Source organism: uncultured Roseobacter sp., assembly GCF_947496515.1.
Classification (GTDB): Bacteria; Pseudomonadota; Alphaproteobacteria; order Rhodobacterales; family Rhodobacteraceae; genus Roseobacter.
In genome coordinates this window covers 204,053-219,993 of the sequence record NZ_CANMDB010000010.1, presented here as the reverse complement: position 1 = coordinate 219,993, position 15,941 = coordinate 204,053, and the positions used below count along the sequence as shown (strand labels likewise).

The 15,941-nt window shown below is 59.0% G+C and carries 19 protein-coding genes and 1 riboswitch; of the genes, 14 read left to right on the top strand and 5 right to left on the bottom strand.

The window, feature by feature from the left end; genetic code table 11:
- Positions 1-398: 398 nt before the first annotated feature.
- Positions 399-1,436, top strand: a complete 1,038-nt coding sequence (locus tag Q1A53_RS17440) for a hypothetical protein (RefSeq protein WP_299968913.1) — start codon at positions 399-401, stop codon at positions 1,434-1,436.
- Positions 1,437-1,553: 117 nt separating this feature from the next.
- On the opposite strand, the gene Q1A53_RS17435 is transcribed toward Q1A53_RS17440, so the two are convergent.
- Complete coding sequence (locus tag Q1A53_RS17435) at positions 1,554-2,807, bottom strand: D-amino acid dehydrogenase (RefSeq protein WP_299968912.1); 1,254 nt, start codon at positions 2,805-2,807, stop codon at positions 1,554-1,556.
- Positions 2,808-2,928: 121 nt separating this feature from the next.
- Positions 2,929-3,016, bottom strand: a riboswitch (glycine riboswitch).
- Between the two features lie 275 nt (positions 3,017-3,291).
- Here Q1A53_RS17435 and rpsJ point away from each other — a divergent pair.
- The 4 genes from rpsJ to Q1A53_RS17415 are packed head-to-tail and all read left to right on the top strand — an operon-like array spanning position 3,292 to position 5,410.
- Positions 3,292-3,606, top strand: a complete 315-nt coding sequence (rpsJ, locus tag Q1A53_RS17430; protein ID WP_299968927.1) for a 30S ribosomal protein S10 — start codon at positions 3,292-3,294, stop codon at positions 3,604-3,606.
- 21 nt (positions 3,607-3,627) lie between these two features.
- Positions 3,628-4,503 (top strand): 50S ribosomal protein L3, encoded by an 876-nt coding sequence (rplC, locus tag Q1A53_RS17425; RefSeq protein ID WP_299968911.1) that lies wholly within the window; start codon positions 3,628-3,630, stop codon positions 4,501-4,503.
- Positions 4,500-5,117 (top strand): 50S ribosomal protein L4, encoded by a 618-nt coding sequence (rplD, locus tag Q1A53_RS17420; protein ID WP_299968910.1) that lies wholly within the window; start codon positions 4,500-4,502, stop codon positions 5,115-5,117. The genes rplC and rplD overlap by 4 nt, the downstream gene beginning before the upstream one ends.
- Entirely contained in the window at positions 5,114-5,410 is a 297-nt protein-coding gene (locus tag Q1A53_RS17415; RefSeq protein WP_299968909.1) for a 50S ribosomal protein L23, read from the top strand. The genes rplD and Q1A53_RS17415 overlap by 4 nt, the downstream gene beginning before the upstream one ends.
- Positions 5,411-5,464: 54 nt before the next feature.
- On the opposite strand, the gene Q1A53_RS17410 is transcribed toward Q1A53_RS17415, so the two are convergent.
- Positions 5,465-6,226, bottom strand: a complete 762-nt coding sequence (locus Q1A53_RS17410) for a hypothetical protein (RefSeq protein ID WP_299968908.1) — start codon at positions 6,224-6,226, stop codon at positions 5,465-5,467.
- A 906-nt stretch (positions 6,227-7,132) separates the two neighbouring features.
- Here Q1A53_RS17410 and rplB point away from each other — a divergent pair.
- The 5 genes from rplB to rplP are packed head-to-tail and all read left to right on the top strand — an operon-like array spanning position 7,133 to position 9,768.
- A complete protein-coding gene (rplB, locus tag Q1A53_RS17405; RefSeq protein WP_299968907.1) occupies positions 7,133-7,975 on the top strand; it encodes a 50S ribosomal protein L2 in 843 nt (280 codons plus the stop codon).
- 3 nt (positions 7,976-7,978) lie between these two features.
- The gene (gene rpsS, locus Q1A53_RS17400; protein ID WP_299968906.1) at positions 7,979-8,257 is read left to right on the top strand and encodes a 30S ribosomal protein S19; all 279 of its coding nucleotides are present in this window, start codon (positions 7,979-7,981) and stop codon (positions 8,255-8,257) included.
- Entirely contained in the window at positions 8,254-8,634 is a 381-nt protein-coding gene (rplV, locus tag Q1A53_RS17395; protein WP_299968905.1) for a 50S ribosomal protein L22, read from the top strand. The genes rpsS and rplV overlap by 4 nt, the downstream gene beginning before the upstream one ends.
- Positions 8,634-9,341 carry a 30S ribosomal protein S3 gene (gene rpsC / locus Q1A53_RS17390; protein ID WP_299968904.1) on the top strand — a complete coding sequence of 236 codons (708 nt, stop codon included), beginning with the start codon at positions 8,634-8,636 and terminating at the stop codon, positions 9,339-9,341. Before rplV ends, rpsC begins: the two co-directional genes overlap by 1 nt.
- A 13-nt stretch (positions 9,342-9,354) precedes the next feature.
- The gene (gene rplP, locus Q1A53_RS17385; RefSeq protein WP_298919273.1) at positions 9,355-9,768 is read left to right on the top strand and encodes a 50S ribosomal protein L16; all 414 of its coding nucleotides are present in this window, start codon (positions 9,355-9,357) and stop codon (positions 9,766-9,768) included.
- Positions 9,769-9,926: 158 nt separating this feature from the next.
- Here rplP and Q1A53_RS17380 read toward each other — a convergent pair whose 3' ends face one another.
- Positions 9,927-10,454: a DUF1569 domain-containing protein gene (locus tag Q1A53_RS17380; RefSeq protein ID WP_299680345.1), complete on the bottom strand. Its 528-nt coding sequence runs from the start codon at positions 10,452-10,454 to the stop codon at positions 9,927-9,929.
- Between the two features lie 117 nt (positions 10,455-10,571).
- The gene (locus tag Q1A53_RS17375) at positions 10,572-11,192 is read right to left on the bottom strand and encodes a 2OG-Fe(II) oxygenase family protein (RefSeq protein WP_299968926.1); all 621 of its coding nucleotides are present in this window, start codon (positions 11,190-11,192) and stop codon (positions 10,572-10,574) included.
- Between the two features lie 239 nt (positions 11,193-11,431).
- On the opposite strand from Q1A53_RS17375, the gene Q1A53_RS17370 reads away from it, so the two are divergent.
- Together Q1A53_RS17370 and Q1A53_RS17365 are read left to right on the top strand one after the other, a co-directional pair.
- The gene (locus tag Q1A53_RS17370) at positions 11,432-11,953 is read left to right on the top strand and encodes a DNA topology modulation protein FlaR (protein ID WP_299968903.1); all 522 of its coding nucleotides are present in this window, start codon (positions 11,432-11,434) and stop codon (positions 11,951-11,953) included.
- A gap of 527 nt (positions 11,954-12,480) precedes the next feature.
- Complete coding sequence (locus Q1A53_RS17365; protein ID WP_299968902.1) at positions 12,481-13,467, top strand: sterol desaturase family protein; 987 nt, start codon at positions 12,481-12,483, stop codon at positions 13,465-13,467.
- Between the two features lie 415 nt (positions 13,468-13,882).
- On the opposite strand, the gene Q1A53_RS17360 is transcribed toward Q1A53_RS17365, so the two are convergent.
- Positions 13,883-14,950: a Hint domain-containing protein gene (locus tag Q1A53_RS17360; RefSeq protein ID WP_299968901.1), complete on the bottom strand. Its 1,068-nt coding sequence runs from the start codon at positions 14,948-14,950 to the stop codon at positions 13,883-13,885.
- Positions 14,951-15,415: 465 nt separating this feature from the next.
- On the opposite strand from Q1A53_RS17360, the gene rpmC reads away from it, so the two are divergent.
- Together rpmC and rpsQ are read left to right on the top strand one after the other, a co-directional pair.
- Entirely contained in the window at positions 15,416-15,622 is a 207-nt protein-coding gene (gene rpmC / locus Q1A53_RS17355) for a 50S ribosomal protein L29 (protein ID WP_299968900.1), read from the top strand.
- Positions 15,623-15,634: 12 nt separating this feature from the next.
- Positions 15,635-15,874, top strand: a complete 240-nt coding sequence (gene rpsQ / locus Q1A53_RS17350) for a 30S ribosomal protein S17 (protein ID WP_195819740.1) — start codon at positions 15,635-15,637, stop codon at positions 15,872-15,874.
- Positions 15,875-15,941: the final 67 nt, after the last annotated feature.

The window sequence follows — 15,941 nt, the reverse complement described above, 5'->3', positions numbered from 1 at the left end:
CACCGAGAGCCCCCCGCCCCGCAGGGGACCGCGCGCAACCGACAGTGCAAAGGCCGCCACCGGGCGGCCTTTGTCACGACAAGGGAGATCCTGAGACGCGCCGCTACGGCAAAGCCAACCCGATACGCAGCCCAGCAGCACATTGGCTGCAGACAAAACGCCGGCACCAATGCAGCACGACCTGAAACAACGGCCCCGAGGCATACCGCCCACGGCCTTCTTGTTCTAGACACGTCCAAGAGATCCATGCAGCTTTCCCCGCCGCAAAAAAATCGTCACTCCGTCAAGTCAGAGAATCCGGCAGGTTCCGACCTCTTAGGTTCCTCGAGAAAAGCGGGTAGCCTTTCTGAACCGCTCTAAGTAGACCGTCGGCGCCATCTTTTATGATAGAAGTCTCGATGCGACATATCCTCCGAAGTCTCTGCTTCGCTCTAACGATCACTGTCAGTGGCCCAGCGATCTCCGATGACAGACAGATCGTCGGTGAGGATGCACCGGCGTTCCTGATAGCGCAGAATGCTTGGTTGGCCGGCGAGGACCTCACGGCACTGCGACAGCTCGCCCAGTTATCTCAGGACGGCAATGCGGCGGCGCAAATCCTGCTTGCCCAGATCGCCACACGTGGCAACATGCACGCCCATGTTACAGGCGAGATGTCGCGTGCAGAGCGTATTGATCTGCTGCGGGTGCCTCAGGGTCTGTCCGGCAAGTCGTGGCTGACTGTTGCTGCTCAGACCGAACCACTTGCCGCCGCTCTATTGCAAGTCGCGAGAATAGGCGAAAAGCCCGCCGCCATCGCCACGCTGATCGAGCTGGGAGAAGTGGAAACGGCGCTGCTCGCGGTGAGCTCCATCAGCCAACCTGAGTACGCGCGCGACCTGCTCGACGTGATCGCCGGGCTGGAGCATCTGCTGCCCGATGAAGCCGCCCAGGCGTTTGCCTGGCCGCTCTATGCTGCGCAGAACAAGGGTGCGACCGGGCATACAGGTTCGGCGCGGAGCATTCCACGGGTACGTCAAGATGGCACGATCACCCTAGCAGATAGAGCATGGATTATGCCAACCCCCCGCGAATACTTTGACTTTGACGGCCGGTTCGAAGAGATTGCCCGGATAAGCGGAAAAGTAGCCCCCTGGACCCCCGTGTATCGCTTCTGCAAGGACAATTGCGCCGCCAGCGTTGACAGCTGCGCGGCGGTAGGCGCGAGCATGCTTTTCTTCAGTGGCCCCTTTGGCCTGCGGAGCCCTGCGCAGAGCATCATCCCGAACGATGTCTATTGGGCGAGTGCCCGGATGGAAGGGGATCTGGCGCGTGCAATCCCGGATCTGCGGTATCGCGGTCCTGAAAACAGCGATTCTGGCCTACCGTCTCTCAACATCTGTTTTTGGGAAAAGATGAGCCAAGCGCAGGTGGTTCACGGGTACAGAGTCGACTAGCGCGCAGGGCGACAACAGCTGGACAGGGCCGGCCAGACGGTACTGGTTGTCGCCTTGCGGCGGTTCTGGAAGAGCCTGCGCTCAGGGATTACCGTGTCATGAGACGGCAGCGCGCCCTCAGGCCGCTTGCGAAACCTCCGCACCTGGCCCACGCCCTGCAGGTTGGCCGATGCTTCCGGCAACCGTTCTGGCGATGATCCGCGCCGTTGCAGCTGAGAGTGTCCAGCCAAGGTGACCGTGACCTGTGTTGTAGAACACGCCCGGCGCCTTGCCCGCCCCCACACGCGGCAGCATCGAGGGCATCATGGGGCGCAGCCCGGCCCATGGCACCACATTCTCCGTCGAGATGGCCGGAAAGTGCAACTCGCACCAGTCAGTCAGCGGCTTGATCCGGTCGGCCCGGATGTCGCGGTTTGCACCGTTGAATTCCGCCGTGCCCGCCACCCGGAACCGGTTGGCGCCGAACCGGCTTGCCACGATCTTGGCCCGGTCGTCCAGCAAGCTGATCCAGGGCGCTGCGGCCTGGCTTTCGGCATCATCCAGAGAGACGGTGATCGAATATCCCTTCACCGGATAGATGTTCACACGGTCCCCCAGCTGGGCTGCGAAGGCCCGGCTCTGAATGCCCGCGCTGACAACGACCGCATCGAAGATCTCCGCGTGGCCACGCTCGGTGATCTGCACCTTGCCACCGATGGCTTCCAGCCGGTCCACACGCGCGCCAAACCGCAGCTCCGCGCCGCGCCGTGTGCAGGCTTTGGCCAGACCCATGGTGAACTTGTGAATATCACCAGAGCTGTCGGACTCCGTCAGGAAACCGCCCACCAGATCCCCCTGCAATGCAGGCTCGATCTGGCGGATCTCATCGACGGAGATTTCGCGCCGGTCCAGACCGCCTTCCTGCAGCAGCAGGTTGACCTTGCGCGCATGCGCCAGGTCCTTTTGGCGGTCATAGAAATGCAAAATCCCGCGGCGCTCCAGATCAAAGTCGATCCCCTCTCGGTCCGCCATGTCGAACAACACCGCGCGTGCGGCGATGGCCAGCCGCACTGTCTCGATGGTGTTGGCTTTGTAGTTCGGGATGTTGGACAGGAACTCCATCATCCAGCGCATCTTGTGGAAGGTGGGCGCGGGGTTGACCAGCAAAGGCGCATCGGCCTGTAGCATCCATTTCAGCCCCTTGAGCACCGTGCCCCATTGCGTCCAGACTTCGGCGTTGGAGGCGGAGAGCTGCCCGCCGTTGGCGAAACTGGTCTCCATTGCCGCATAGCGGTTGCGGTCGAAAACGGTAACGTCGAACCCCTGGTTCAGCAGTTCATAGGCGGTGGTCAAACCGGTGATCCCGGCCCCGATAACGGCAACTTTGGACATGGTATGGCTCCTTGCACGTGCGGCCTCGGCCGCGTGCCCCCTCCGTGCATGGAACCTGAGAGTTTCACCCCGAGGGGCTTTCTCCTACGGTGGACGCTCTCGCGCCGCTTTCCGGAGTGTTTCAGCAATACCGGTCCTTGGACCTGAGAGTTTCCGGGGCGGTTGCTCCTTCGGCGACGGTGTGACCCGTCTTCTCCCGGCATGACTGTATCCTGTCGCCGCAGTTAGAATAGTCGCAGGATTCGTTCAACATTTATTTTGGCGCATAGCACCAAGGCAGGCCGCCCTATTCGCGAAAAACCGCGCGCTTTGCCGATATCCCCATTGCATTCCCCCCCGACACCCCCTAAACGACCCAAATCGAATGAGGGGTGCGGTCAGCCGTGCCCTTTTTCGGTTGATAAAAAGACGCGATGAGGGTGTGCGATGAGCGCCCATCCTCCTCTCCGATCTAGGCCCTAATCTAAAGGGTGATGACATGGCCATTCAAAGCCAAAACATCCGTATCCGCCTCAAGGCGTTTGACTACCGGGTGCTCGACAGCTCCACGCAGGAGATCGTCAACACAGCAAAGCGCACAGGCGCGTCGGTCCGCGGTCCCATTCCGCTGCCGAACAAGATCGAAAAATTCACCGTTCTGCGCGGCCCGCACGTGGACAAGAAATCCCGCGACCAGTTCGAGATCCGCACGCACAAGCGTCTGCTGGATATCGTTGATCCGACCCCCCAGACCGTGGACGCGCTGATGAAGCTCGACCTCGCCGCGGGTGTGGACGTCGAAATCAAACTGCAATCGTAAGCGTCAGGGAGGGTACCAGATATGTTGCGCTCAGGCGTTATTGCGAAAAAGGTCGGGATGACCCGGCTCTTCATGGAAGACGGCAAGCAGATCCCTGTGACCGTGCTTCAACTCGATAAACTTCAGGTCGTGGCTCAGCGCACCGTGGAGAAGGACGGCTACACCGCCGTTCAGCTCGGCGCGGGCGTGGCCAAGGCCAAGCGTACGTCGCAGGCCATGCGTGGTCATTTCGCCTCCGCCAAGGTGGAACCCAAGCGCAAGGTGGCCGAGTTCCGCGTGGACGCGGAAAACCTGATCAGCGTGGGCGAAGAGATCATTGCCGATCACTACTTCGAGGGTCAGTTCGTCGACGTCGCGGGCACCTCTATTGGTAAGGGCTTTGCCGGTGCGATGAAGCGGCACAACTTTGGCGGTCTGCGGGCCAGCCACGGTGTGTCGATTTCCCACCGTTCGCACGGCTCCACCGGCCAGTGTCAGGATCCGGGCAAGGTCTTCAAAGGCAAGAAGATGGCCGGTCACATGGGCGCCGCCCGCGTGACCACGCAGAACCTACAGGTCGTGAAAACCGACACCGACCGTGGTCTGATCATGGTCAAGGGCGCTGTTCCCGGCTCCAAAGGTGGCTGGGTAACGGTCAAGGACGCGGTCAAGAAACCGTTCCCGGAAAACGCCATCCTGCCCGCCGCGCTGAAGTCCGCCGCTGAGGAAGCCGCGAAGGCCGCCGAAGAGGCCGCCGCCGCCGCTGCAGCAGAGGCCGAAGCCGAAGCCAAGCGTCTCGCAGAAGAGCAGGCCGCCCAGGAAGCCGAAGCGCTGAAAGCCGCCGAAGCGGAAATCGCCGCGGAGAAATCTGACGATGCGCCCGCATCAGACGAAGACAAGAAAGAAGGTGACGCATGAAACTCGATGTCATCAAACTCGACGGCGGCAAGGCCGGTGAGGTGACCCTGGACGAGGCCCTGTTCGGCCTCGAGCCACGCGCCGATATCCTGCACCGCGTCGTCCGCTGGCAGCGCAACAACGCGCAAGCCGGTACCCACAAGGTCAAGACCCGCTCCGAAGTGGATTACTCCACCAAGAAGATCTACCGCCAGAAAGGCACCGGTGGCGCACGCCATGGCGCACGGTCTGCCCCGATCTTCCGCGGTGGCGGCGTTTACAAAGGGCCGAAGGTCCGCAGCCACGGCCACGAGCTGACCAAGAAGTTCCGCAAGCTGGGTCTGTGCCACGCGCTCAGCGCCAAGCTCAAAGCGGGCGAACTGGTCATCCTCGACGATGTGTCCAGCGATGGCAAAACCGGCGCTCTGGCCAAGCAGGTCAAGAACCTCGGCTGGAAGCGTGCGCTGATCATCGACGGCGCGTCCGTGAACGAGGACTTCGCCCAGGCCGCGCGCAACATCGAAGGCCTCGATATCCTGCCGACGATGGGCGCAAACGTATATGACATCCTCAAGCGGGATACGCTGGTGATCACGAAGGCGGGTGTCGAAGCACTGGAGGCTCGGTTGAAATGAACGCCAAGGCAGAACATTACGACGTGATCCGCAAGCCGATCATCACTGAAAAGGCCACGATGACGTCCGAGAACGGCGCCGTGGTCTTTGAGGTCGCCATCGGCAGCAATAAACCCCAGATCAAAGAGGCCGTCGAGGCGCTCTTTGGTGTCAAGGTCAAGGCGGTGAACACCACGATCACCAAAGGCAAGGCGAAACGCTTCCGCGGCCAGATGGGCAAGCGGAAGGACGTCAAAAAAGCCTACGTGACGCTGGAAGCCGGCAATACGATCGATGTGACCACCGGCCTCTGAGCCGCGTCACATGTTGACTTGAGAAATCCCGGTCTGGTAACAGGCCGGGATTTTTCATACTGCGTCGATTTCACCCTCTTCTTGAATGATCTTTACGAAGTCCACTGGGTCGGTGAAGTAGTTCCTATATGCAGATCGCAATTGGTTGGGATTGTCCGAACGTACGTATACAGCGTTTATACTATCTTGGTTTCTTTCAAGTTTGGATGCTTTCTCAATTGCCTTTTGTGCCGTTGACAAAGGAATTACTTCAAGCGCAGGGCGCCCCTTTTCGTCATAGTAGATATTAAGCACATTGTGCTTTTTCAATTCGTCAGAACTTTCGAACTTTTTCAGCACGGCCAACCTTCCCAGAACACCAAGTTCATGCTCTAAATCCTGTAGCTGTGACTTCAAGTCGTCTGTCGTCAGTTCCGAAAATGCTCTCGTCATCTTTTCATGCCTTCGCGCAATTATTTCACTTGCAAGTGCGAAAAACCTTCCCCGCTTAGACTGATCAAGTTCGAACTTGGTCTGCTCACCATCTAGAATATCTGATATTTCTACCGCAGTTGCCCAGGCGTGCTGAGCACGGGTCCGATATTGGACTTCGACAAGCAGCCCATCCCAAGGTTTTTTGTCCTGACCGCGTGTGGAGCCCCTTGGGTAGTGCTTGTAAACGTCATGAACGTCCCTGTACCCCGTGAATTTCGGGCATTTTATATAGTCGTATTTGTCAAGGTCATGCCGAAGCTCATGCTCAACGTTTCGCATAACGCTGTTTGAATGAAGGTGCTTTCTGAATGCCTTGAGATCATCTAGGTTCTCGAATATCATCCGACATCCGACATCCGACATCCGACATCCGACATCCGGCAAAGTCTTGCATAGAGGAAACATCGCTGATCAGATGTCTGCCATTTGTATTCTTTCGCTTCAGCTTCCCGATAACTGTATTCCTCCGCTTCAGCCGTTGCGCAAATTCAATTGGAAAATCCTGCTTTTTGAAGTGGCCTTTTAACCATACCTGGAAATTGTTGATCACATAGCCATGTGAAGCCCGCCACTGATCGACCAACTCGAAATCGGCGTCGGTTGCTGTGTTAGAGGATATTGCTTGACCTGCGCGTCGGACCGCAGACTTGCCGGATGGGGGATTCAAATAGGCTATACGTTATCCTAATTGCGATCCATGTTGGTCTCAAGTGACCGCCCGGAATCAAGCCGAAGGCGCCGGGCGGGCGCCTGACCGGTCCGGCGGTCTGGCGCTTTTGCCATCCGCGCGCTGCCCGCGGAAGGTTGGGGATGTGTGTGGCTACCATAAAGCGCGTCGCTCCACCGTTTGGGCGCCAGCCCCCGGTCAGGCGCGCGCCCGGCTTGCGGTCGCGAGGAGTTGTGGCGCCTACTTCGGGTTCCGTTTAATCACTTTGGAGGCGATCCTTGCAGCGATGCGCTGACCACCTGGGATTTCCATGAAACACGGAGCTTAACCCCCCGCTTCGGCCTGAGCCCCGGAAAACGCGCCGGGCGGGCGATTAACGGCGCGCTGGCCTTGACCCGGGCCCGCCGCTCCCTTACACGACCCCATCCGCAATAGCCCCGGATTCGTCCGGGGCTTTGCTGTTGTTCTCCGTCAGGTCATCCTGACGATCAAGAACACCCATCCGGGCACCTACGGGGGCCTATAACCACATAGGCGGGATCACCTGATCGCCGCCGCTTGCTAAACGGAAGACAGACAACATGGCACTCAAGTCGTATAAACCGACGACGCCGGGCCAGCGTGGGCTGGTATTGATCGACCGTTCGGAGCTCTGGAAAGGCCGCCCGGTCAAGTCCCTCACCGAAGGGTTGACCAAACACGGCGGACGGAACAATACCGGACGGATCACGATGCGCCGCAAAGGCGGCGGGGCCAAGCGCCTCTACCGGATCGTCGACTTCAAACGGAACAAATTCGATGTCACCGCCACCGTGGTGCGGATCGAATATGACCCCAACCGGACAGCCTTTATCGCGCTGGTGCAGTATGAGGACGGCGAACAGGCCTATATCCTCGCGCCCCAGCGTCTGGCGGTGGCGGACAAGGTCGTCTCCTCCCAAAAGGCGGACATCAAGCCCGGCAACGCAATGCCGTTCTCCGGCATGCCCATCGGCACAATCGTCCACAACATCGAGATGAAGCCCGGCAAAGGCGGTCAGATCGCCCGCGCTGCAGGGACTTATGCGCAGTTCGTGGGCCGCGACGGTGGCTACGCGCAGATCCGGTTGAGCTCGGGCGAGCTGCGGCTGGTGCGTCAGGAGTGCATGGCGACCGTGGGTGCCGTGAGCAACCCTGACAACTCCAACCAGAACTACGGTAAAGCGGGCCGCATGCGCCACAAGGGCATCCGCCCCTCTGTGCGTGGTGTCGTGATGAACCCGATCGACCACCCGCACGGTGGTGGTGAAGGCCGGACCTCCGGTGGTCGTCACCCGGTTACGCCCTGGGGCAAACCGACAAAGGGTGCCAAGACCCGCAACAAGAACAAAGCGTCCAGCAAGCTCATCCTGCGCTCGCGGCACGCCAAGAAAAAGGGGCGCTAATCAATGGCTCGCTCTGTATGGAAAGGTCCTTTTGTCGACGCGTATGTGTTGAAAAAGGCCGAAGCGTCCCGCGAAAGCGGCCGCAACGAAGTGATCAAGATCTGGTCGCGCCGCTCGACGATCCTGCCGCAATTTGTTGGCCTGACGTTCGGTGTCTACAATGGTCACAAGCACATCCCAGTGAACATCTCCGAAGAAATGATCGGCCAGAAGTTCGGGGAATATTCGCCAACGCGTACCTACTACGGTCACGCCGCTGACAAGAAGGCGAAACGCAAATGAGCAAGGATAAGAACCCTCGCCGCGTGGCGGACAATGAAGCACGCGCCAAGCTGCGCATGCTGCGGACCTCGCCTCAGAAACTCAACCTGGTCGCCGCGATGATCCGTGGCAAAAAGGTGGACAAGGCCCTGACGGACCTCACCTTTTCCAAAAAGCGGATCGCCCTGGATGTGAAGAAATGTCTTCAGTCCGCCATCGCCAACGCTGAGAACAACCACAACCTCGACGTCGATGAACTGGTCGTCGCTGAGGCCTACGTGGGCAAAAACCTGACCATGAAACGCGGACGTCCGCGGGCACGTGGCCGCTTCGGTAAGATCATCAAGCCGTTTTCGGAAATCACGATCCTGGTGCGTCAGGTAGAGGAGCAAGCCTAATGGGTAACAAAGTCAATCCGATTGGCATGCGCCTGCAGGTGAACCGCACCTGGGACAGCCGCTGGTATGCCGACACCAAGGATTACGGGGATCTTCTGCTGGAAGACCTCAAGATCCGTGAGTTCATCAAGGAAGAATGCAAGCAGGCCGGTGTGGCCCGTGTGATCATCGAGCGTCCGCACAAGAAGTGCCGCGTGACGATCCACACAGCCCGCCCCGGTGTCATCATCGGCAAGAAAGGTGCGGACATCGAAGGTCTGCGCAAGAAGATCGCCAATATGACTGACAGCGAGCTGCACCTCAACATCGTCGAAGTGCGCAAGCCCGAGCTGGATGCCGCCCTCGTCGGTGAGAGCATCGCGCAACAGCTGGAACGTCGGGTGTCTTTCCGCCGTGCCATGAAGCGCGCCGTGCAGAACGCCATGCGTATGGGCGCCCTGGGCATCCGGGTGAATGTCGCGGGCCGTCTCGGCGGTGCCGAGATCGCGCGGACCGAATGGTACCGCGAAGGCCGCGTGCCACTGCACACTTTGCGGGCCGACATCGACTATGCCCACGTGGAAGCCGCGACTGCCTACGGGATCATCGGGATCAAGACCTGGATCTTCAAAGGCGAGATCATGGAGCATGATCCTTCCGCGCGCGACCGCAAGGCACAGGAACTCCAGGATGGCCCTGCACCGCGCGGTGCTGGCGGTCGTCGCTAAGGGGGAATGACAGATGCTACAACCAAAACGCACGAAATTCCGCAAGCAGTTCAAGGGCTCCATCAAGGGTCTGGCAAAGGGCGGGTCTGACCTGAACTTTGGCACCTACGGACTGAAAGCGATCGAGCCCGAGCGGGTAACAGCGCGCCAGATCGAAGCGGCCCGCCGCGCGATGACACGTCACATGAAACGTCAGGGCCGGGTCTGGATCCGGATCTTCCCCGATGTGCCAGTGACGGCGAAACCCATCGAAGTTCGGATGGGTAAGGGCAAAGGCTCCGTCGACCGTTGGGCGGCGAAGGTCAAACCCGGCCGCGTCATGTTCGAGATCGACGGCGTGAACGATGACATCGCCCGCGAGGCCCTGCGTCTTGCAGCGATGAAGCTGCCCATCAAGACACGGGTTGTCGTCCGGGAGGATTGGTAAATCCTCACGCGTGCGGCATAGCGGGTTTTCATCGAAAACCTGCGGGCCGGCACCCCGTTGAGTTATAGAGCCCCCGCTGAGACATCAGCGGGGGTTTTTCGTGGCTTTCGACACAGCTTTATTTCGCACGCCTCTCACCCCGGTGACTGACCATGCACCTATGCCAGTTGAAACTCTTCGAGATGGTTGTTGATATGCAGGGCGTGCGCGATGGCGTAATCTGTCTTGCTCAGATGGCCGTATGCGAAATGTGGTTTCAGGTCAGCGTCATATGATCTGAAATCCAAAAGCGCCGTCTTCAACCGATCAATCGCTTGCGGTGTCTCACCGTTATCTATGATGACTTCGCCTGGGATCGCCTCATCCAGCCCATGGGACATGGTCCCGCGAGCCCGAAAGACCTTGTAGGCCAGCTGACCAACCGTGTTTTGGAACATCGCCGACTTTTGTTCGGGAAAGCCCGCCATGGAGAATTCCACCGATTGAGCCAGGTGATGGAAGGTTCGCGGAGCATCCCATTGCCCCATCGTCTCAAGTGGCGTTTTCGACAGAACGTCCAGCTTGTCCAACATGAGATCCACGCTCAGTTGGCTGTGATCGCGCAGCGTGTTGAGCCAGTAATAGCCTCCCGCCAAGCCGACAAATGCACCCGATGCAATGTATTTGGTAAATGCGCGTCTGTTCATTCCGAAATCCTAAGATACGGCTTTCAACAAACCACGGTTGCCGGATTTCATCAACAGCGCTGGCGTGGTCGCCGGGCAAGACGGGTTACGTGCCTGTGCTCATACCGGTTTTCCGGGCTACGCCCAGCTATAGTTGAATGAGACGGAGATACGCTCCTCCTCCGCCATGTTCAGCGGGACTTCATGCCGTAGCCAGCTTTCCCACATGAGCACGTCGCCGATTTCAGGGGCAACATAGTGAAAGGTCTGCAAATCGGCGCGCGCATCCTTCATCCTTGGTGGGGCGGCCATCATCATGGCCAGTCGCGGGTCCTCGAATTTGATGGCGCTGGCACCCGGTGGGACGGCGACATATGTGGTCCCTGAAATAACCGAATGGGGATGGATATGCCCGGTGTGGATCCCACCCGGAGGCAGGATGTTGATCCAGATGTCCTCCAGTTTCAGAGGCTTATCGCCGAGGTCAAAGGCCAGATCCTTGGCAAAGGCTTTGACGTGTTTGTCCAGGCATTTGACCAGATCCTTGAACACCGGAAAGCGGTAGGGCAGGTCGGTCAGCGAGGCGTAGCTGGTATAGCCGGGATAGCCGTTCTCCTCACACCAATCTTGCCCTGCCTCGTCATCCTCCGCGATGGACCAGCAAGAGGCCTCCAGCTCAGCGGCGTCGACGGCGGGCTTCTTTTCCGACAGATGCGCGCGGTAGAGACGGGTGACAAAAAGGGATTCGATGTTCGACATGGGCTCGGTGTATCCGAGGGTGCGCCCGGTGTTAAGGCCCGCGCGCGAGGGCACAGCGGGCGTTGGATGTTGGTGCATTTTCCGCTGCTCTTTGGGAAGGCGAGCTTCGGCATCTTGCCGATGCGCGTACCACGGCCGGGTTGATAAAGGGCGAACCACTTTAGGGCGCGCGTTGGACATTGGTGTCAGACAGGAATTCTGTCAGTCTGGTCCACAGGACCAAAACCGGTGGGCACAGGTTGGACAGGATCATCGTGACAGGCGCAAACGGTGTTGGCAAAAGTCATTTCGCCGCAAGATTGGCCCTGGTGCGGCCAGATATCCCCGTTGTTTCCTTTGATGTCATCAAGCTCAAAAAGGGCTGGGCGCAAAAGCCAAGGGCGGAGATAGATGCGGCTCTCGCGATGGAGATCGAAAAACCCCGGTGGATCCTCGAAGGCGGCCCCAGCCTCCTGCCTCGCGCAGTGGAGAGGGCCCAGGCGCTGATCTGGCTGGACCCGCCGGAGCATGTGAGAGTATGGCAGCTTGCATTGCGGCCGTGGAAGTATCTGGGAAGAACGCGCCCCGAACTCCCCAGCGGAAACGTTGATTGGCCGCTGCAGCAGTATCACTTCGCCCTTCGCAGCCTCAGGAACAGAGCGAGGTTCCATTCGTACATTGGCGAGATCTTTGAGGGGACGAAGCATATCCCGAAGTGGCGATGCCGCAGCAAACGAGATCGCGATCATGTTCTCAGTGTGTGGGCTGGAAGTGCCGGTTGATACCGCTTTCCGCGTTTCGTTGAAAACGATGTGGTGCCGGATCCGAAAGTGGAGTTTTGAGGACGGCGCAAGTGCCATGGTGACAGGTTGCCTTGCGACCGGACGGATTTTGGCCACCTGAGGGCACGCTTTGGCAGAGACAACGGGCAGCGAACGTCGTTGCCGCGCCGGGGTCGGCTATTTAATGCGTCCCAGTCTATGCACGCTAGACGGAGTTGCCTTAAAGTCGCGCAACTGGCCGTGCCGTCTCACCTGCCGGGCTGCGGGTGGATCGGCGACGTCCCCAGCAACGGTTCAGAGCAGCTGTCATCGCTGGCGGCGGCACCGGCATGCACGTGATACATGACAATAGCCGGTATGAATGCGGACGGATGGGTGAGATCGTTCAGCCTATGTGCGGGGGCTGTTGATCGTTGCCTCGGCACCTTAATCTCTGATTTCCAGCCTTTTTTGTTCTATTAATACCGTTTTCCCGGTGAAGCGAAGTATGTCACGGATAGGACGCAGATCGTTACAGGGGACCAACCATGTCTGAAGCACCACTCAAAGGCTGGAACCACACACCCGATGTGCCATTGGCAGTCTCGCCCTTCTTTCAATGGCCGCCGCGCCTCGGTCGGATGCTGGCCTGGGTCTGGACATCGTGGTTTTTCATCACGGAGCGGCTGATCATCGTGGGCATCGCCCTCGTCTCATTTTACTGGTTTCAGCCCCCGCTGGAGGAAACCCGGACGCTCGCCGTTGGCTGGATCGCAGAGATGTGGCTGCGCAACGTCATCCTGATGAGCCTCGTCGCGGGCGGGCTGCACCTCTATTTCTATACCTTCACCAGACAGGGGCAAAAGCTGAAGTACGACCCGCGCCCGCTGATGAAGAACGGCCGGCAGTTCACGCTGGGCGGGCAGGTCAGGGACAACATGTTCTGGACCATCGCCAGCGGTGTCACCGTCTGGACCGCCTATGAGGTCCTGATGTTCTGGGCCCTGGCCAATGGCTATGCGCCGATGCTGACCTGGGCCGCTCATCCTGTATGGTTCGTGGCGTTGTTCTTGCTGATCCCGATCTGGGAGAGTTTCTATTTCTACTGGATCCACCGTTTCCTGCATATTCCTTTTCTTTACAAGCATGTGCACGCGCTGCACCACCGCAACATCAACGTGGGTCCGTGGTCGGGCATGGCGATGCACCCGGTCGAACACCTCATTTTCCTCGGGTCGGTGCTGATCCACTTTGTCGTTGCGGCCCATCCCGTGCATATTCTGTTCCATCTGCAATACTACGCCTTGACCGCGGCCACGACGCACACCGGGTTCGAAGGCATGGTGATCAAGGACGAAAACCGGCTGAAGCTGGGCACGTTTCATCACCAGATGCACCACCGCTATTTTGAGTGTAACTACGGCTCGCTCGAGTTGCCGTGGGACAAGTGGTTCGGCTCATTTCACGATGGCACCGCTGCATCCGACGCCATGATCCGCGAACGCCGCAAGAGGTTCACAAACGGCGCGCGATAGTGCCCGTCATCTGGCACCCGAGGATCCGGTGGCGATACCGGTGACCCCCGTTCGGACAGCTGCGAAGCGGCGTTAACAAACCGCACGCGCAACGGGGCGGAAGGCGCAAGTCCCCGGAGCGGGACATTGGCTTGCGTCCCAGGGAAACAAGGCAAAACCGGGTGCGGTATTACGTCGGTGTTGCGTCGGTATCACGTCGGTGCGCGCGTCGGTGTTTTGGCGAATTCCCGGGGTTAAGGAAGCGCGCGGAGGCGAAAGGTTGACGAGGGATTAAGGGCGGCGATGCGGGGCTTTGTCGCCGTCAGCTCAACGGCACCCGGTGGCTGCATATCCGTGCGCGGCAGCTCGTGATGGCTGTTGCCCCAATCAGTGCCGTTTCAACTGTGGCGACGCTTAGCTCTTTCCAGCATCAGGTTTAAGCTGCGGATCCTTGACCCTCGACCAGTGACATCTGCGCGATGTGCTGCTGCGCCTGTCCAACGCTCAGACAGGCGTAGGATGTCGGCCCATTGAGCGCGTCACCCCCGCTTTTGACAGGCCCGTACATGTCGTTCAGGATGCGTCGTTTCGTCAGTGTCAGGCCCTGCAGAACCATCGGGCCAAGTAAGAGGGATTCAGCCCAGCAACCATTGGCGGAAATCACTTCGTGCTTGTCGAATGCGATATGCCTCCACGTGATTTCCTTCTTTCCCATCATGTACCGAATGCCCCGCAATGCGGTCAGCGATTTGGCAGGCGCGAGGGCTTCGGTCGGGAAGTAATTTTCGAGCTGGCCGTTGCCGCCCACGAAAATCCTGTGATGTGGAGAGACAACGAGATCTTTTGAGGGAAATCCGGGCCCAAGGGCGCCTGTCCTGATCATAACCGGCATTGCCTGTCGCGCTACCCCTTCAAGGGGATGGGTGCCGTGGTGTATCCACCGGATAGGCTGCGGGCCGTGTTGAAGTGTGTTCACCAGATCGCCCACGCCAAGTGTTTCAACTGGACGGGGCGTGTCCGGACAGCTAATCAGTGTTCCCGGCGCAAAACAGACCACTTCGGTCGTCGAGCTTGCCGCATGGGTGATGTTTGCATAGCCATCGGACGAAACCTCTTTGATGGTAACGCTGCTGACTTTCAGATCATTGGGAAACCGCAGAAAAACATCCCCGGTTTCGGTCTGATACGCGCTCACCGTGGTTGACTGCGTATTTCCGGTCTCATCCACGTAGTCGACCGAATACCGTGCAGCATTGTCCAGCCCGCTCGTGACAGAGCCACCGCCGATATCATAGGTAAATGTGTCCGGCGTCTGGCCGCGGTCGTTTTCCTGAACGAGCCCATCCCCGTTGGCATCATTCTGAACGACCGTGACAACGGACATGTCGTCACGATCGAAGGTCTTGAAAATGGCGTTCGGGTTTTCGTTGGTAAAATTTGTCTCGTCAGGATCGAGATCGACAAAGTTACCGATATAAATGAACGTTGAAGATGCTGTTGGCACGCGCGGCAGCCCTTCTCCTGAAAAATGGCTGGTAGTGGCAGAGTTGCTGCAACCGTCCCCGAGCCCTAATCAACCTCATCACACAGGCTTTAACCAATGAGTGTTTATATAGTGTAAGCTCGGTACATTCGGGGACATGACCTCGTCATCTGGAGGGTTTGGGCGGGCCCTTGGCCGCACAGGGCCAAGCTGGCATCAAGGCGCATTGCCGCCGCGGTCAAAGGGTTCCAACACAGCGTTCGAAGCGCGGGGCAGTGCTGCTTGCGCGGAATCCCCCAAGCCATTGTGTTGCGCGACATGCGGGTGGGCACACCCCTGCTGTGTGGCGCCGGGAAAAGGGGTTGCGATGGGCGCGGGTTGAGCCTATACGGCCCTTTCATCATGAACTCCACGGGAATCAGGGTGACCCAGTGTGCCGATATGGTGCGCGACGGGCCCGCCCGTGATGTTGAAAGGAAAAGGGCGATGAACGCCAAGGAATTGCACGACAAGACCCCGGATCAGCTGCGCGAGGAGCTGGCCAATCTCAAGAAAGAACAGTTCAACCTGCGCTTTCAGCAGGCCACAGGCCAGCTGGAGAATGCCTCGCAGCTGCGCACAGCGCGCCGCAATGCGGCCCGCGTCAAGACCGTGTTGAACCAGAAGGCAGCCGCCGCTGCCGCATCCGAGTAAAGGAGAGCACCCATGCCAAAGCGTATTCTGTCCGGCGTCGTGACCTCCGATGCCAATGCCCAGACCGTCACCGTCAGCGTGGAGCGCCGCTTTACGCACCCGGTTCTGAAAAAGACCATTCGTAAGTCCAAGAAATACCGGGCACACGATGAGAAGAATACCTTCAAGGTAGGGGACTCGGTTCGCATCATCGAATGTGCGCCCAAGTCTAAAACCAAACGCTGGGAAGTGCTGGAAGCCGCAGAGGCCTAAAGCGCTCCTATTAATTCGAAACCCTGGGGATACGGCCACGCATCGGCCCCCCAAAGGTCGGGAGACA